A 16,368-nucleotide genomic window follows, 5' to 3' on the forward strand; every position below is an offset into this window, starting at 1 on the left:
TTGGAGGACGAGAAAATCACCAGCACTGAAGTCCGCCAGCACTTAGCGGCGCATTTGGCGCGCATGTGGCGTTACGCGATGGTGTTATCGCGCAACCGCGACGTGGCCGAAGAACTGGTGCAATCCACCTGTGTACGGGCGCTGGAACGCAGCGCTCAGTACCAGCCCGGCACGCGAATTGATCGCTGGTTGTTTACCGTGCTGCATTCAGTGTGGATCAACGAACTGCGTGCCCAACGGGTGCGCAGCGGGCAAGGTTTTGTCGCCAGCGACGAGTTGATAGCGCCAGATCGCCAGCACCATGACGAGCAACGTCGCCAATACGAGAAAGTGATGCAGCGCGTTAGCCAGTTACCCGAAGCACAGCGAAACGCGGTATTTCTGGTTTACGTAGAAGGGTTTACTTATCAGGAAGCCGCAGACACGCTGGCGGTGCCGATTGGCACCATCATGAGTCGCCTTGCGGCGGCGCGCACCACATTAGCCAGCGCGGTTGCGCGACCGGCGGTACAGGAGAAGCGTTTGTGAAGGCTGCACGTTTTAGTTTGCCCTATGCGGATGAAGCCATTGTTGCCTGGCTGGACGGCGAAATGCGTCCGGACGAAGCGCAGGCGTTTGAAGCGGAGCTCAAGCGCAGTGAAGTGCTGTCGGCGCGCACTGCTGAGCTGATGAAAAGCAATCAACCTTTTGCTGAGGCGTTTGCGCCGCTGCTGGATGAAGCGCCGCTGGAGCGCATGTCGCAACGTGTAGATTATCTATTGGCGAATACGCCAGCGAAGCCCGCAGGGCAAGTCAGTCGCCGCGCGTTGATTGCTGCTTCAGTAGGATTTTTATTGGTTGGCAGCGGCGTGGGATTTTTGGCGCGACCGGTGGCGCAGGTTGAGCAGGGTGAAAGTGCGCGCATTCGGGAATTAGAGGCGCAATATATGTCGCTTTACAGTCCGGAAACATTGGCCGATGTTGATAGCTCGCCTGCGACGTTACAACGATCGCTGGCGCGAACCGCGCGTGATTTGGATTTGCAGCTTAGCGCGGCGCAATTAACCTTGCCGGAAGCCAGTTTGAAAAGCGTGCGCATGTTGCGTTACGACGATGCGCTGATCACGCAAATCGCCTGGAATCACAGCAATTATGGCCCGATGGCGCTGTGCATTTCGCGTGAAGATCATCAGCGCACCAGCGATGTGGCGCTGGAAAAACGTCACGGCATGAACGTGGTGTGGTGGCATCGTGCGGGATATCAATATGTGTTGATTGGCCGTAATCCGGCGGATCAATTAAAGAGAACCGCGATGTCGTTGAGCCAGACGCTATCTGTTTAGGTAGGCGCGATATTGACGATTTCCATAGAATCGTAGCGGCGCAATTTATTGCGCAATGCCAGGATGGGCGGTGTGCCACATCCGGCAAGGTCAAAACAACGCGATAAATCGCGCCGCTACAGTAGGTGCAAATTATTAGCTCAAATCAAGCTGCTGTTTCAGCGCTGCAATCTCTTCACGCCATTGCGCCTGGATTGCCGGTTTTTGATGCTTCGGCTTGCGCGCCACATCCTCTTCCAGCTTGCTTTCCAGTTCTAACAAGGCAAACAGCAAGGCGTCTTCATCACTGATTCTGGCGGGTTTGGTGCGCGCCAGAGGTTCTGTAGCCTCAACCATTGGCTGCTCGGCCGCCATACGTTCAGTCACAACCTCAAAGTCATGCCACTCTTGCAGTTGTTGATCCTCAATCAGCCAAAAGCGATTGCAACTGCTGGCGATCAAACTGCGGTCGTGTGACACCAACAGCACGGCGCCCTCGAACTGATTTAGCGCTTGTGCCAGCTCCTCTTTGCCCACCATATCCAAATGGTTAGTCGGCTCATCCAGCAACAGCAATGAATAGCGCGCCAGGGTTAATCCGACGAACAACAAGCGCGAACGCTCGCCGCCGCTCAATGAACCAATCAACTGCTGATGGCGCATATAAGGGAATCCAGCACCGATCAACGCCATTTTGCGTTGTTCATCGCTCAGCGGCGCAAATTGCGCCAGCGCCTGATTGAGCGAATCGCTATCGCGCAACTGATGCAGACTTTGGTCGTAATAGCCAACACGGGCGCGGGGATGAAACAGTGCGCTGTCTTGCTGCTGATACTCGCGCCACAGTTGACGTAACAGCGACGATTTACCGCTTCCGTTGCGACCAACAATCGCGACGCGATCGCCACTTTTCACCTGCATCGCAGGCAGGGAAAACAGCGCGGGCGCATCATCTGTGGGATGAATCGACATCTCTGGCAGCGCCAGCACGCGATCGGCATCCAGCGCTTCGCCGTGCAATTGCAGCCGCCACAATGAACCTTCACTGAGCGTGGTCTGCGCCTCTTTCAGCCAGTTGGCGCGTTTCTCCATCTGCTGCGCTTTACGCGATAAACCTTCGTTATCGTAAGTGCGCCCCCAAATCGCCAGACGTTTGGCGCTTTTCTCAACGCGATCAATCTCCTTTTGCTCGGCCTGAAAACGTTGCTCGTCGGCTTGGTCCTGCTCAATCAGCGCCTGACGCGCCTGCGTGCAGGGCAAGCGAAAGAATTGCAGGCCGCGATCGCGCAAGATCCAACTGCAATTGGTGACGCAATCAAGCAAGGTACTGTCGTGAGAAACCAGCACAAAGCTGCCGCTCCAGCTAATGAGGAAATTCTCCAGCCAGAGCAACGTGGGCAAATCGAGATGGTTACTGGGTTCGTCCAGCAGCAGTAAATCCGGCCGCAAGATCAATGCGCGCGCCAGTAGCAGGCGCATATGCTGGCCGCCGCTCAAGGTGGCAGCGCTTTGCGTTTGCTGTTCGGCGCTAAAACCCAGACTGCCGAGCAAGGCTTCGGCTCGCCAGCGTTCGCTGTGATCCGCCAGGCGCGCCATCACACCTTCAAGCAGTGATGATTGGTGCAATTCCGCTGGAAGATGTTGCTCAATGCGCGCCAGCAAACAGTGATTGGCAGGCGTGACGCTGCCGTGGCTGGCTAACAGCTCGCCGCTAAGAATTTTCAGTAAGGTACTTTTACCGGTGCCGTTGTCGCCCAGCAAACCGATGCGATCGCCTTTTTTCAGGCTGAAATTGATGTCGTGAAAAAGTGAACCGAAGGCGTTTTCGAAGCCGACAGCGTGTGCGGAAAGTAATGTGCTCATGTGCTTACTCATAAGTTGCAGGCGTAACAAGCCCGACGTCAAAAAAAGCTGACGACAACCCGGAGTAACTCAGATTTTAATAAACTTCGTTCAGGACGGATTATCGCAGCATGAGTGCGGAAATGCCTGAACGCGGCCAATTACTATAAAAGTGTGAGTAAACAAACAATTCACACAGCGGCATAGTAATCCTCCTTAGTTATCAATGAGTGGATAGATGCGCTGATGATAATGTGTGCGGAAATGTTATGCCAGTGTTAAATGCGCAGCGCCAGAACGACGCTGCGTGAGAGAAGTTACTTCTTCGGTTTTTCGTCTTCAGCGGGAATTACCGGCTCATCAATCGCCAGGCTGGTGTTGGATTTCAGCAACTGAATATCCAGAATCACGTAGGTCATGGTAGTGATAAACAGGGAAATAACGCTGCCAATCACGCCGCTGGTAGTGAAGGTGAAATAGTTATACATCACCACCCACGTCACACAGATAAACAGCGCCAACGCTACGTTAATCGCCGACAGCGAATAATTGGTGGTACGCGAACCCATTTCATTTATCGGCAAGGTTAGATTGGCGCCGCTGTACTTCTCCAGCAGGAAAATGCCTTGCTCCCAATTACGCAAACGTCGGGCGCCGCTACGCGTCAGGAAGACATACAGCAGCGAAACGAACAATCCTGAGAAGGCGATCAGCACCGGCACTGCTTCGAGCGCGTACGCCAGGCTTTTATGGCTGGAGGCTTGCGGCGTGAGATCCAAAGTTAACGATGCGCCCAACGCCGCATACAAAAAGATAAACAGAGTAAGAAACAGCGCATTGCGTCGCCAATCGAGGTCGGCTTCATGATTTTTTTGCTGACGCGCCACGTTCAGCGCCTGCTGCAAACGCGGGTTTTCGCTGTCAATGTCGGTGACTTCTTCACTTAATAAACGGTGAATGAATGGCTGGTCGGCCGCTTCCAGGGTAATACGCATAGATCTCTCGGTGACGTAATAATCGTGCGCGTCAGTGTAACGTAATTTGCGCGGCGTAGGATTTTTCTGCGAGTAAGCGCGCAGTTTTTCGGCATGTTGACGGTTGGGGTTGAACGTTATTTGTACACTTGATCTGCGGTTATTGTTGACCGCGCTAATGACGACGGGGTGACTCGCTATGTCGTACGTTGATGGTTTTGTTGTGGCGGTGCCGGAAACCAATAAGGAGGATTATCGCGCCATGGCGGCCAAAGCCGCGCCGCTGTTTAAGGAGTTCGGCGCCACGCGCGTGGTCGAATGCTGGGCGGATGATGTGCCCGAAGGTAAGCAAACCGATTTCTATATGGCGGTGAAATGTGAAGAGGGCGAAACGGTGGTGTTTAGCTGGATCGAGTATCCATCAAAAGAGGTGCGCGATGCGGCAAACCAGAAAATGATGTCCGATCCGCGCATGAAAGAGATGGGCGAAAACATGCCGTTTGATGGCAAGCGCATGATTTATGGTGGATTTGCGATACTGCTGGAGGAGTGATTGTTTAAGTCTCGAAATTCTTCACGTTCAGATCGCCATAAATTACGTGATGTTTAATCTTTCGCTCATTCCCCGTAGCGGCGCGATTTATCGCGTTCAGTTGATTTTAAAGGTCAACACAACGCAATAAATTGCGCCGCTACGGTTCGAGCGTGCTGTTCTTTCTGTCTTCATCTCTTTACTTACGAGCAGTAAGCCATACATGACAACCCACAATATTTGATTGAATTACATCATGGTGCCGCGCGTGCTCAGTTGGCGATAAACCATTATTCGGGTAAGTTGGAATTCTTCCACAGTTACCTACACATAATGACCGCACGCTAAGTTGCAGGAGAGCCAGGTTATGGCAGCGAATTCCCCTCTCATCGGTATTGTTAGCGATGAATTTCACAATCCCAACACCATTAAGTTGCTGAATGAAGTGACGCGTCAGCTCATTCAGCGTGGCTTAAACGCCTTGCTGATTAACGTTAATTCGCGCGAGCAATATCAAACTGCGTTGCGCAATGCGGCGCAACATTCTGTAAATCGATTGATCTTTCTGACATCACTGTTTGACGATGAACTAAGCTTCGCTGCTGAAATTTTGCCGCAGCTAGCGACGGTTCATTTGGGCCACAGCGCTAACAGCGACGCCAATGTGGTGATCGCCGATGGTTATGACGCCGGTGAAGAGATGGGATTGCTATTGCTGTCGCAGGGACATCAACGTTTCGGTTTTATGCATGCGCAGGAAAATGCCGTGCCGGCACGTCAGATGCTGGGTTTCGCCGCTAGCCTGCAAGCAGAACAGAAAGCGTTGAATCTGCAACTGGTCGCCGGTGGCAACGATCGCGAACTGGCGTATCAGGTGATGATGGCGTACCTGAAGAAAACCCGCGCCGCCGAGCGGATCAATGCGTTGTTCTGCGAAAGCGACGTTTTAGCGTTTGGAGCTTTGCAAGCAGTGCGCGATTTCGGGCAGGGCGCGCATGTGGCGGTGGTCGGTTTTGATGATGTCGATGAAGCACGCGCTTCAACCTGGCATCTCACCAGTTGGGCACAGCGTCGTGATCTGCTGGTCACTGAAGCGTTGAATCGTTTATTGGAAAATCGCGTCGATCATAGCGATACGTGGCAACAAGGCGAATTGCAGGTGCGTCATTCCCATCATGGCAAATATGTGCCGGGTGAAATGTCGCAATGCGGCTGCGCGATACGCCACTGATTCTCTCCCGCGGCGTGCACTGGCATGCCGCCACTTAACCTCGCTCCATTATGGCAATGCGATCTTTTAGCGCCCGCTCAATGGCTTTACGATGATAAGGCGACATCTTGCGCCACTCTTGAGTTTCCTTACGCGTGCGGGCGCAGGCGCGGCACCAGCCATTTTTGCCATCGAAAATGCACACATCAATACAGGGTGATTTCACAGCCATTCGGTAGCTCCTTAATCAATCAAATGTTAAGCAACGTTGAAAACGTCATAATGCCAATATACTATACCCCAGTATACATGATGATCAATGGAGTGAAATAATGGGCCACACACTCAAGCATCAAAAGAGTTTGTTAACGCGCGTGCGCCGCATTAAAGGCCAGGCGGCGTCATTGGAAACCGCACTGGAATCAGGTGAAGAGTGTTTGAAAGTGCTGCAGCAAGTCGCCGCGGTGCGTGGGGCGGTCAATGGTTTGATGGCTGAATTGCTGGAAGGGCATATCAAAGAGCATCTGATGAATGCCGCTGCCAGTGAAGCCGAGCGTGAGCAGGATTTAGAAGAAATCGTGGCGGTAATCCGTTCCTATATGAAGTAGGAGAGAACAATGTTGTGGCTTATCACGAAATACGCCATTACGGCGGGCATGGTGGTATTGATTTCTGAGGTGGCGAAACGCAGCGATCGCCTGGGCGGATTGATTGCCGCTTTGCCTTTGGTCACCGTACTGGTGTTGATTTGGATGAAATTGGAAGGGCAGAGCCAGACGAAAATCGCCAGCCACGCGTGGTACACCTTTTGGTATGTGGTGCCCACCTTGCCGATGTTTGTCGCTTTTCCCTTTCTCTATCAGCGTTTGGGATTCTGGCCGACGCTGGTGGTGAGTTGTCTACTCACCATCCTGCTATTTGTGCTTTGGGCGACGTTGTTGAAGCGTTTTGGCGTCGAACTGATGTGAAATGATGAGGGCGTTTGCCCTCATTTTCAGAATTGATATGCCGCGCTCGTTGCCAGTTGCACAAACGGCCCGGCGAGAGTCTGATTATGGTGCGCGATAATCTGCTCGGCGCTCAGTTGGCCGTTATCCACTGAACTATGACCATCCTCGATCAAAACCACTCGGAACCCTAAATCAGCGGCCGCACGACAAGTTGTATCCACACAGAACTCGGTTTTCATCCCCACAATCACTAATTCTCCTATCCCGACCTGTTTAAGCGCCGCGAGCAGTTCGGTTTCGCGAAAGCAGTTGGGATATTTTTTGATGAACACCACATCGCTGTCAGCATCAACATTAAGCTCCGGAATTAAGCGGGTTAACGGACTGCTCTCAGCAAATGGCGATCCGTCTGGGCCAGTGTGACGCGCGCAGAAAATGGGTACATCAGCTTTACGGGCAAGCGCGATTAAATGGTTAATGTTTGATAACAGAGTGCTGGCAGCAAACGGTGCTTGGGGTCCATGAAACAGGCCCTGTTGCATATCGATAATTAACAGGGCTTTTTGCTGGGATGGCTGCATGGTGCGTCTCCTTTCAACAGGCTATGAACGGAGACCATTCCCCGTCCAGTTAAGGCGGGGCTGGCAATCTGCGGGCTTAAGTCTTCGCTACAGATGCACACGCGCCGCCGCCAGAAGCGGTGGTGAATGTGGTACCTGTGATTAACGCGTTGAAATAAGACATGAAAGCTCGCAACAAATTGGCGTGAATTTCGAATCTAACAGAACAAAGTGAAAAAACAAAGCGGGATGCGCTCAGCAATAAATCAATGCTTGGCACCTTTATCCGCACCATCGCGGTTACGAAAAATGTGCGTCACGTTGTTGTGATCTTTAATCGGCACGCCACTATTTTCCGCGATTCCCATGCTCTGGGTTACTTCAACCATCGCGCGGCGCAAGGCGTTTTGACGTAATGGATCGTGCTCCACCAAAGCCATCGTGCGCAATTTGTCCATCAAGGCCCGAGCCGAAACCGGACCGCGTTTTTTTAACAACTGGATTACCGCATCACCCATGATGATGTCGGTAAGGCGTTCTTCATCACTTCTGTACATAAATACGCTCTTTAGCGCGGCTAGCCTGGCAGCTAACAAAGTGGATTCAGTCTAACGAGACAAGGCTGATACAGCGGAAGCCACTTGGTTAATTTTCAGGACAACGGCGTAGCTTATGACTCACGTTCGACGGAAAATATCAGCCCGATTAATTGTTGATAGTGAATTTCTTCATCAGTACCGCGCGCTTGTTCCATACGGCAAAGCAGTTTAGTGCACAGCGTTTTACGACTAAGCGTCCGTCCTGAACGCAAGATTTCAACCACCAGTTGCCCCAGCGTTTCCTGTTGCGATGGCTGCGAAGCTTGTTTGAAGTAGCGCGATAGGGCGTCTGACGCGGTGAAAAGGTTACGTACCTGGCGCATGATTTTGGTCCCTCATAAATAACGTGCGAAATCTAAGCCCAATAAACTTATACAAAGAATATTAATCTGTACAGGAATATGGCGGAACAATTTCGCGATGACGTGACCAAAAATGCTTACTTTTTGATAACAATAGCTTAAGAAACAGCCTTGTTGATTTTTTTGAGTAATGATCAATTTACGAGCATTAAGCAAATTGCTATTGTACCTGGTAGTACAAATGAACATGTCAGGACAAGGATTGTCCGCTTAAAAAGTAAGGATGCCTATGGCCATTTATGTTTTGAAGCCATTCGACAGAAACACCAAAGGTGACAACATTGGTGATGCAAAGTTGTGTACTGCGGCGTATGAAGTGATGGTTGGAATTTATGAAGCCAGTTTTGGCGGCGGTGTTTTCAAAAAGCGCATTGCTTTGGAGGCAGGAAAGAGCGGTGGAGCTCGAGCCGTAGTGGCATTTAAAACTGAGAAACACCTCTTTTTTGTCAACGGTTATGCCAAGTCAGCGATAAAAAATAGTGTGCGGGAAATATCGGAATCCGATCTTGTTCTCTATAAACAGATTGCAAAACAGCTATTTGAAATGACACCACAACAAGCTAACGTCGCTGTGAAGTGTGGAAAGATGCGTGAGGTTATATGTGATGGTCAACCATCTTAAGGATTTACAGGAGATCGCCCATGATTTCAACGAAATTGGCGTGGTCTCAAATGCACTGAAAGAGAAGATTGACTCACGTGCTCGGTTGCGCGAGTTACGTTCATCGCTGCCGGTACTGCATATGATGTCTGGTGAAGAGATAAACCAGTTACGTCAACGTCATGGCTTGAGCCAGGCGATGTTAGCGGCATACGTTGGCATGTCGGTGGCGACAATTGTTAAATGGGAACGCGAGGAGAAAAAACCAAACGGTGCGGCATTAAGGTTGCTCAATCTGATTGAGCGCAAAGGTTTGGATATCTTGCGTTAGGAAATTGCCCCGCTTTGAACGGGGCACCTTATTTCAGTCAGCCATCTGTTGAGCGCGTCAATGCCTCCCACGCATCAATCTCGGCGTTGTAAGCCGCCAGTTTTTGTCGCACCAAGCCTAACGCATCGCTGCCCAGCAGCAGATGCGCGGGTGGATTGCTGTGCTCGATAATTTCTAACATGGCGCGCGCCGCTTTGGCCGGATCGCCAAGTTGTTTACCGCTTTTCTCTTCGCGTGCCTGACGAATCGGGTCAAACAGCGCATCGTAATCAGCGATACTGCGTGCGCTGCGCACCATTGAGCGTCCTGCCCAATCGGTGCGGAACGATCCGGGGGCGATGGCGGTGACGTGAATGTTGAACGGCGCGAGTTCCTTGCTCAAGGTTTCTGAAATGCCTTCCAGGGCAAATTTGCTGCCGCAATAATAGCTGATGCCCGGCATGGTGATGAAACCGCCCATCGACGTGATGTTGATGATGTGGCCGCTGCGGCGCTGGCGCATATAAGGTAGCAACGCTTTGGTCATCGCCACCGCACCAAACACGTTAACGTCAAATTGCTGACGCATCTCTTCCAATGATGACTCTTCCATCACGCCTTCGTGTCCATAACCGGCATTGTTAACCAGGACATCAACTGGCCCAATTTGTTGCTCAACATCAGCGATAACTGCATCAATTGCCGCGAAATGTGTGACATCCAATTCAACAGCAAATGCGTTATGCGCATGTAATTGCTCGAATTCGGCTTTGGCGGTGGCATTACGCACCGTGCCAATCACGCGATACTCGCGGCTTAGCGCTTCCTGCGCCAATGCGCGACCAAAACCGCTGCTGACACCGGTAATCAAAAGAGTTTTTAAGTTAGACATTTGCACATCTCCATAAATCAGGTGAAGATGCATAATATTCTTGTGCCGATGAGGTTTTAAGGCCTTATCTTCTGCTTATCTTGCCTATTCTTATGAGTGGTTCAGCGGTAAACAATGACGATCTGCAACAACAACTGACCATCCAACTGCTCAAAACGCTTGCGCCGCAGGAAGGCTACAATCTGACTGCATTGCCAGAAGTGCGCATCCTGCGTTCCGATCGCCCGTTGGCGCGTACGCCGGTGCTGTACGATCCCGGCATCGTGATTGTTTGTCAGGGTTCGAAGCGCGGGTTCTTTGGCGACAAAGTGTATCTCTACGATGAGCAGCACTACTTGGCGGTGGCGGTGCCGGTGCCTTTTACCATGGAAACGGTGGCATCGGCGGAACATCCGTTGCTGGCGATTTATCTGCACCTGGATTTCAACCTCGCCACGGAGTTGATGTTGCAGTTGGAGCGACAAGATGTCGCGGTCGAGGTGCAAGCGGCGCAGAGCATGATGTCGAGTCCGATGGATGCGACGTTGCGCGATGTGGTGCTGCGTTTTCTCCAGGCGTTGCTCCATCCGCTGGATGCCAACATGCTCGGACCTTCTCTGATGCGTGAAATCTATTATCGCGTGCTCACCGGCGCGCAGGGCAGCGCGATGCGGTCGGCGCTGGCGCTGCAAGGTCAATTTGGCAAAGTGGGCAAAGCACTGAGCCACATCCATGCGCAGTATGCACAATCGTTGACGCTGGGCGCGTTAGCCTCGCTGGCGGGTATGAGCGTGCCAACCTTTCATACCCATTTCAAAAGCATCACGCAGCAATCGCCGATGCAGTATGTGAAATCAGTGCGGCTGCATCAGGCGCGCATGTTGATGGTGCGCCAGGAGATGACTGCTGCCGCGGCGAGTCACGCTGTTGGCTATGAAAGTCCGTCGCAATTCAATCGGGAGTTCAAACGTTTGTTTGGCTTGCCGCCAGCGGAAGAGATTAAACGTATGCAGCGCAATTTCGCCGTGCCGCCTACACGTCAAGCTTCGCAGTTTGTCTCATCGCACTAAAGCGTGATCGCCTTTTCGCCGGCATATGCTATAAATGATAACCATTATCATTAATGGCTTGAGGCAAACTATGCAGACAGCAGAAGGAAAAGCGCTTACTACCGATTGCTGCATTGTCGGTGGCGGACCAGCGGGTTTGATGCTCGGTTATTTGCTGGCACGCGCTGGGTTGCGTGTGATGGTGATCGAGAAACATCCCGATTTTCTGCGCGATTTTCGCGGCGATACCATCCATCCTTCAACGCTGGAGATCATGCGCCAACTGGGATTGCTGGATGAATTGTTAGCTTTGCCGCATCAGCGTGCTGAGAAACTGCAAGCCGAAGTCGCCGGACAGGAAATCACCATGGCTGATTTCTCACGCTTACCGGTGCAATGCCGCTTTATTGCTTTTATGCCGCAATGGGATTTCCTCAATTTTCTCGCCGCCAAAGCGGCACAATTCCCCGGCTTTACTCTGCTGCAATCCACCGCTTTCAATGATTTGGTGTATGAGAACGGCACGATAACTGGCGTGAAAACGTTACAGGGTAACGAAGAGCTGATGATTAAAACCACCCTGGTTATTGGTGCTGACGGACGCAATTCGCAAGTAAAAGCCAAAGCGGGATTAACCGGCAAAAGTTTTGGTTCGCCGCGTGATGTGTTGTGGTTCCGTCTGGATAAACATCCCGACGATCCGCATTGGGGCATGGGCCACAAAGGGCCGAAGCAAAACTTTATCGTTATTGATCGCGGCGATTATTGGCAATGCGGCTATACCATCCAAAAAGGCCAATTTGAGGCGCTGCAACAAGCGGGCCTGGAGGCGTTAAAAACCACGATGTCGCAAGTTGCGCCATTCAGCGCTGAACGCATGGCCGAAGTGGATGAATGGGACAAGTTGAAACTGCTGTCGATTCGTATCGACCGCCTTGATCAATGGATGAAGCCGGGTGTGTTGTGTATTGGTGATGCGGCGCATGCCATGTCACCGATTGGTGGTGTTGGCGTCAATCTGGCGATTCAGGATGCCGTTGCCGCCGCCAATATGCTGATCCCACCGTTACGGCAAGGCAAGGTTACGTTGCGCGATCTGCAAAAAGTGCAGCAGCGCCGTCAATTTCCTACCGTAGCCACGCAGTTCCTGCAAATCAAAATGAGCAGCAATAAACGTCCCCGCAGCACGCCGAGTAAAGTGCCGCAGATCATCAGCCGTTTCCCGTTTCTGCGTCATCTGTTTGGCCGTTTGATCGGTTTGGGATTCCGCAGCGAAAAGCCGCGTTATGTGTAGGCAAAAAAAAGCCCGCTAAGCGGGCCAGGTAAAACGTTACCAATCTGAAAATTCTCGTAGCAACGCATTGCTGTGTGTGTTGCGTCACTATATTAGCAACGAAGTCTCAACAGTACAGAAAATGTTCTATGAGTTAATTTTGCGCTGTTGATAAGCATTATCTCTGCTGTGCGCGGGTTGACCACCAGCATAGCAGCGAACCGAGGCTCACCATCGCGGTGCCTTGCCAGAAAGAGACCGCCAGATGCGAGCTGAGGATAAAGGCGGCCAGAATCGACGAAATGATCGGAATAAAGTAGGAAGCGGCAGCAAGAATGGTAACGTTTCCATGCAAAATGCCCACGTTCCATGCCGCATAGCCGAAGCCCATTGCCATCGCCGCTAACGCCAAACTGAGCCAAACTTCAGTGGAATAGACGAACGCCGGTTGTGGCGAGAGCAGAAATTTCACCCACAACGTCAGCGCCGTTAAAATGAAGAATAGGGTGATGCCATTGCTGCCGTTGGCGATTTTCTTGGTCACCACACAATACACCGCCCAGATGATCGCACCACTCAAGGCCAGGCCATAGCTCAACGGATTGTCCATCACGTTATTCGCCATTTCACTGAACGAAAAACCGTGATCGCCACTCAGAACACGACAAATCCCAGCGATGGCCAGGATTACGCCGGGAATGATGAGCGGGCTGGTTTTTTGCCGAGTGACGATCACCGATAAGACGATGGTCATGCTCGGCCACAGATAATTAACCATGCCGACTTCAATCGCCTGGCGACCGCTGTGGGTGAATCCCAATGAAAGGGACAAGCACAGTTCATAACAGACAAATAACACGCTGCCGGTGATTAAATAGCTGCGTGGAAAGGTGCTGAGTTTGGGCAGGCCTACGCTAAAAATCAGCAGTAACGCGCTGGCGCTATAGATTAACGCCGCGCCGCCAACTGGGCCAAAACCCTCGCTGACGTTTTTAATTAATCCGACAATTGCGCTCCATAACAGAATGGCAACCAAACCAATCAGCGTCGCTTTCTTTTGCGGCATCGCCCGCGTCCTTATTTGTATCCTTGAGGGCCAAAATCCTAACAAATCAACGGCGCTTTGTATTGGTCATGCTAAAACACTTAGCCAATCGGCGTGACCTGCATGACATGCATAATCGCGACCAGCGTGATGATCGACAGCACAGTGGAAATCAAAATCGCCGCAGAGGTGATCTGCGCATCGCGACGATAATACTCCGCCAGCATAAATGGACCCGTTCCGGTTGGCAGTGCGGCAAGCAGAACTGCCATGTGCGTGAGTTCAGCGGGCAGGGCAAATACCCAAACCGCCACCATCCACGTTAACAAAGGCTGAAGCACTAATTTGGCGATCACCACTAATCCTACCGTAGTCACACTGAGCCTGGCGCCAGTCGGCAACTCGCTGAATTTGGCTTTTTGTCGGCTGGCGAGAAACACGCCTAAACACACCAGCGCACAAGGGCTTGCCGCGCCGCCTAATAATTTAAGGAAGGTTTCGATGCTATTCGGCAACGTCAGGCCAGCGCTAGAGCAGGCTGCACCCAATAGCGGCGAGATGATCAGCGGGTTCTTGATAATGGCGCGCACCACTTTCAGCGCCAGCAGGTGCAACTGACGCTCACTCTGCAAACCGATCTCAATTAACGCGATGGCGATCGCAAACAAAATACACGCCACAATGATGGTGGAGGTGGTGGTGGGAATCAGGCTGTTTTGACCAAAGATCAGCAGCAGTAGCGGGAAGCCAAGATAGCCGGTGTTGGGATAAGCTGCCGCTACACCATCAACGCTGGCATCAGCGGTGGATTTGCCTTTTAATTTTTGAAAGAAGAACACCAATAAAAACGCGGCGGCACAGCCAATGGTAAAGGCCCAAAAGAAGCCGGGCTGATAAATGGTGTGCCACGGCGTATGCGCCATAATGTCGAAAAGCAGCGCCGGAAGCGCTAACCAGACAACAAATTTATTTAGTTCAGTGGCCGCAGTTGGACCTAAAACCCCAACCATACGACAGCCGTAGCCCGCCGCAATTAAGCCAAATATCGGCAGCAGAATCAGAAAAGTGGTTAACACAATATCTCCCCGGAAAATGGCATAATGTTCGACATGCCAAAACATCAACACTAACATTATGCAAAACAGAGAGTTAATTTAAAAAATGTTAGAATTTATTCGCGTTTTCAGGCTGAAATCGCCAAAATTTTATCGAGTTTGCTCTGTGGATCGACGCTGATTTGCACTAGCACCTTGTCATGCTATCACCACGGCCAGTATTCCCCTTTATAATCAATAAATAAGTGATTGTTAGCGTGTCGATATTGCTCAACAACCTCCACCATGCCTTGCACGCTGGTAGCCACATCAATCTCAGCCTCTACTGCACCATCCAGTGTACCCATTGCCGTTGCGACCCAGCCAGGATGAATCGATAAAACCGTATGTCCAGCTTCTTGAATGTCGAGGAAAATGCCGCGCGCCAGCATATTGAGTGCAACTTTACTGGCACGATAAAGTTCAAGTTCGATTCCCTGCTGCGTATGCGCGGCAATGCTGGCACGGTGCGAAGCCATAAACGCCAGCGTTGCTTTGGCTTTCAGCAGCGGAATTAGGCTACGGGCGAGCCGAATGGGGCCGAACGTATTGGTTAGCATAATTTGCTGAAACTCATCATCGCTGGCTTGCAGCACTGATTGATGCAGCGGGCCAAAAATGCCAGCGACCAGAAAGATCACATCAAAGGCTTTTCCACCCATTTGTGCCAGCAGAGGTGGGATTTGCTCTGCGCGGGTCACGTCAATGCTGCCGATAGTCAGCGTATCTGGATGTCGCTTCTGCAATGCGTTGAGCTGCGCTACATCGCCATTTGGCAAATGCGTCGCGAACACCTCCCAGCCACGCGACAGCCACGTTTCGGCCAGCCCTAAACCCAACCCCTTTTCTGCGCCAATAATCAATACGCTGTTGTTTTGCATGCTGTTTCCCCTGAAATTATTGTGCGGTAAAGCCGCCGTCGGCCATTAGCACTGCGCCAGTGACGAAGCTCGCTTTTGGTGAGGCCAGCCAAATTATCACCTCGGCGATTTCTTCTGGCTGCGCGACTCGGCCTAGCGCGTGCAGATGCCCGAAGCTGGCCAGGGTTGCCCGGCTATCAGCCACCATCCCGCTGAGAATGTTGGTTTCCACCACGCCGGGCGCAACGGCATTGACACGGATATTGTGCTCGCCCGCTTCCAGCGCAAGCACTTTGGTCAGCTGTGCAATGGCACCTTTAGATGCGGCGTAGGCCGCTGTTTGCTTCAATCCGATACGGCTGACAATCGAGGCAACATTAACGATGGAACCTTGTGCACGCGGCATCATGGCTTTCAAAGCTTCCCTGGCGTGGAGAAAATAGCCTCTGGCGTTGATTGCCATCAGCGTGTCCCACTCATCAACAGTTGTCTCGAGGGCAGGTTTGTTAAGCGTTCGCCCGGCGTTGTTCACCAGAATGTCCAGCTGTCCAAAGGCGTCTTTAGCCAGTTGAATAGTGTGCTGAGCGGAATACTCATCTCGCACGTCATTGATCACCGGCACAACACGCTGATGAAGTTCCAGTTGATTAACGGCGGGGTTGATATCTTGCGCAATTACATTGGCACCGTGGTCGAGCAGAAGTTTGACGGTGGCTGCACCAATGTCGCCTGCTGCGCCAGTCACTACTGCCACTTTGCCTCTTAGTCCGTAAAAGTTGTCGCTCATGTTAGGCTCCTGAACCGATGTTGACCGGACACAGCCTAAACAGTGATGCCATGAGCAACAATGGCGATTAGGAAAGCATTATTGCCTATTTCTCTTTTTTTATTTCGTAATGGAAGGGATTAAGTGCATATTATTATCCGTAAATATT

At 51.7% G+C, this 16,368-nt stretch carries 21 protein-coding genes; 10 read left to right on the forward strand and 11 right to left on the reverse strand.

Translation table 11 applies throughout. The annotated features are described in order from the left end of the window. Together ABDW13_RS03940 and ABDW13_RS03945 are read left to right on the forward strand one after the other, a co-directional pair. The gene (locus tag ABDW13_RS03940; protein WP_343551108.1) at positions 1-528 is read left to right on the forward strand and encodes a sigma-70 family RNA polymerase sigma factor; all 528 of its coding nucleotides are present in this window, start codon (positions 1-3) and stop codon (positions 526-528) included. After that, positions 525-1,322, forward strand: a complete 798-nt coding sequence (locus ABDW13_RS03945; protein WP_343551109.1) for a hypothetical protein — start codon at positions 525-527, stop codon at positions 1,320-1,322. Before ABDW13_RS03940 ends, ABDW13_RS03945 begins: the two co-directional genes overlap by 4 nt. A 135-nt stretch (positions 1,323-1,457) precedes the next feature. Here ABDW13_RS03945 and ABDW13_RS03950 read toward each other — a convergent pair whose 3' ends face one another. Together ABDW13_RS03950 and ABDW13_RS03955 are read right to left on the reverse strand one after the other, a co-directional pair. Then, positions 1,458-3,164 (reverse strand): ATP-binding cassette domain-containing protein, encoded by a 1,707-nt coding sequence (locus tag ABDW13_RS03950; protein ID WP_343551110.1) that lies wholly within the window; start codon positions 3,162-3,164, stop codon positions 1,458-1,460. Positions 3,165-3,460: 296 nt separating this feature from the next. Beyond that, on the reverse strand, positions 3,461-4,138 hold the full coding sequence (locus tag ABDW13_RS03955) for a hypothetical protein (RefSeq protein ID WP_343551111.1): 678 nt from the start codon (positions 4,136-4,138) through the stop codon (positions 3,461-3,463). Positions 4,139-4,316: 178 nt separating this feature from the next. Between ABDW13_RS03955 and ABDW13_RS03960 the strand changes: the two genes are divergently transcribed. Then, positions 4,317-4,670 (forward strand): DUF1428 domain-containing protein, encoded by a 354-nt coding sequence (locus ABDW13_RS03960; RefSeq protein WP_343551112.1) that lies wholly within the window; start codon positions 4,317-4,319, stop codon positions 4,668-4,670. Positions 4,671-5,016: 346 nt separating this feature from the next. After that, a complete protein-coding gene (locus tag ABDW13_RS03965; RefSeq protein ID WP_343551113.1) occupies positions 5,017-5,880 on the forward strand; it encodes a substrate-binding domain-containing protein in 864 nt (287 codons plus the stop codon). Between the two features lie 34 nt (positions 5,881-5,914). Here ABDW13_RS03965 and ABDW13_RS03970 read toward each other — a convergent pair whose 3' ends face one another. Then, positions 5,915-6,091 (reverse strand): DUF1289 domain-containing protein, encoded by a 177-nt coding sequence (locus ABDW13_RS03970; protein ID WP_343551114.1) that lies wholly within the window; start codon positions 6,089-6,091, stop codon positions 5,915-5,917. 100 nt (positions 6,092-6,191) lie between these two features. Between ABDW13_RS03970 and ABDW13_RS03975 the strand changes: the two genes are divergently transcribed. Beyond that, positions 6,192-6,467 carry a metal/formaldehyde-sensitive transcriptional repressor gene (locus tag ABDW13_RS03975; protein WP_343551115.1) on the forward strand — a complete coding sequence of 92 codons (276 nt, stop codon included), beginning with the start codon at positions 6,192-6,194 and terminating at the stop codon, positions 6,465-6,467. Between the two features lie 9 nt (positions 6,468-6,476). Continuing rightward, the gene (locus ABDW13_RS03980; protein WP_343551116.1) at positions 6,477-6,827 is read left to right on the forward strand and encodes a DUF3147 family protein; all 351 of its coding nucleotides are present in this window, start codon (positions 6,477-6,479) and stop codon (positions 6,825-6,827) included. A 26-nt stretch (positions 6,828-6,853) separates the two neighbouring features. Here ABDW13_RS03980 and ABDW13_RS03985 read toward each other — a convergent pair whose 3' ends face one another. The 3 genes from ABDW13_RS03985 to ycgZ all read right to left on the reverse strand — a co-directional run bounded on the left by ABDW13_RS03985 (position 6,854) and on the right by ycgZ (position 8,291). Then, positions 6,854-7,390, reverse strand: coding sequence for a cysteine hydrolase family protein (locus tag ABDW13_RS03985; protein WP_343551117.1), 537 nt, complete (start codon positions 7,388-7,390; stop codon positions 6,854-6,856). A 245-nt stretch (positions 7,391-7,635) separates the two neighbouring features. Continuing rightward, complete coding sequence (locus tag ABDW13_RS03990; RefSeq protein ID WP_343551118.1) at positions 7,636-7,926, reverse strand: hypothetical protein; 291 nt, start codon at positions 7,924-7,926, stop codon at positions 7,636-7,638. Positions 7,927-8,039: 113 nt separating this feature from the next. Further along, a complete protein-coding gene (gene ycgZ / locus ABDW13_RS03995; RefSeq protein WP_343551119.1) occupies positions 8,040-8,291 on the reverse strand; it encodes a regulatory protein YcgZ in 252 nt (83 codons plus the stop codon). A gap of 268 nt (positions 8,292-8,559) precedes the next feature. Here ycgZ and ABDW13_RS04000 point away from each other — a divergent pair, with 268 nt between their 5' ends. Then, a complete protein-coding gene (locus ABDW13_RS04000) occupies positions 8,560-8,952 on the forward strand; it encodes a type II toxin-antitoxin system RelE/ParE family toxin (RefSeq protein WP_343551120.1) in 393 nt (130 codons plus the stop codon). Next, positions 8,936-9,262 carry a helix-turn-helix domain-containing protein gene (locus ABDW13_RS04005; RefSeq protein ID WP_343551121.1) on the forward strand — a complete coding sequence of 109 codons (327 nt, stop codon included), beginning with the start codon at positions 8,936-8,938 and terminating at the stop codon, positions 9,260-9,262. The genes ABDW13_RS04000 and ABDW13_RS04005 overlap by 17 nt, the downstream gene beginning before the upstream one ends. A gap of 37 nt (positions 9,263-9,299) precedes the next feature. On the opposite strand, the gene ABDW13_RS04010 is transcribed toward ABDW13_RS04005, so the two are convergent. Further along, the gene (locus ABDW13_RS04010; RefSeq protein WP_343551122.1) at positions 9,300-10,133 is read right to left on the reverse strand and encodes an oxidoreductase; all 834 of its coding nucleotides are present in this window, start codon (positions 10,131-10,133) and stop codon (positions 9,300-9,302) included. Between the two features lie 92 nt (positions 10,134-10,225). On the opposite strand from ABDW13_RS04010, the gene ABDW13_RS04015 reads away from it, so the two are divergent. Together ABDW13_RS04015 and ABDW13_RS04020 are read left to right on the forward strand one after the other, a co-directional pair. Further along, positions 10,226-11,182, forward strand: coding sequence for an AraC family transcriptional regulator (locus tag ABDW13_RS04015; RefSeq protein WP_343551123.1), 957 nt, complete (start codon positions 10,226-10,228; stop codon positions 11,180-11,182). Between the two features lie 70 nt (positions 11,183-11,252). Next, positions 11,253-12,455, forward strand: a complete 1,203-nt coding sequence (locus tag ABDW13_RS04020; RefSeq protein ID WP_343551124.1) for an FAD-dependent oxidoreductase — start codon at positions 11,253-11,255, stop codon at positions 12,453-12,455. A 157-nt stretch (positions 12,456-12,612) separates the two neighbouring features. Here ABDW13_RS04020 and yddG read toward each other — a convergent pair whose 3' ends face one another. The 4 genes from yddG to ABDW13_RS04040 all read right to left on the reverse strand — a co-directional run bounded on the left by yddG (position 12,613) and on the right by ABDW13_RS04040 (position 16,220). After that, positions 12,613-13,500: an aromatic amino acid DMT transporter YddG gene (gene yddG, locus ABDW13_RS04025; protein ID WP_343551125.1), complete on the reverse strand. Its 888-nt coding sequence runs from the start codon at positions 13,498-13,500 to the stop codon at positions 12,613-12,615. Between the two features lie 80 nt (positions 13,501-13,580). Continuing rightward, positions 13,581-14,555 carry an AEC family transporter gene (locus ABDW13_RS04030; RefSeq protein ID WP_343551126.1) on the reverse strand — a complete coding sequence of 325 codons (975 nt, stop codon included), beginning with the start codon at positions 14,553-14,555 and terminating at the stop codon, positions 13,581-13,583. Positions 14,556-14,740: 185 nt separating this feature from the next. Next, complete coding sequence (locus tag ABDW13_RS04035) at positions 14,741-15,454, reverse strand: SDR family oxidoreductase (protein ID WP_343551127.1); 714 nt, start codon at positions 15,452-15,454, stop codon at positions 14,741-14,743. 16 nt (positions 15,455-15,470) lie between these two features. After that, positions 15,471-16,220: an SDR family oxidoreductase gene (locus ABDW13_RS04040; RefSeq protein WP_343551128.1), complete on the reverse strand. Its 750-nt coding sequence runs from the start codon at positions 16,218-16,220 to the stop codon at positions 15,471-15,473. Positions 16,221-16,368: the final 148 nt, after the last annotated feature.

Origin of the sequence: Pantoea sp., assembly GCF_039594315.1 — a bacterium.
GTDB lineage: Bacteria > Pseudomonadota > Gammaproteobacteria > Enterobacterales > Enterobacteriaceae > Pantoea.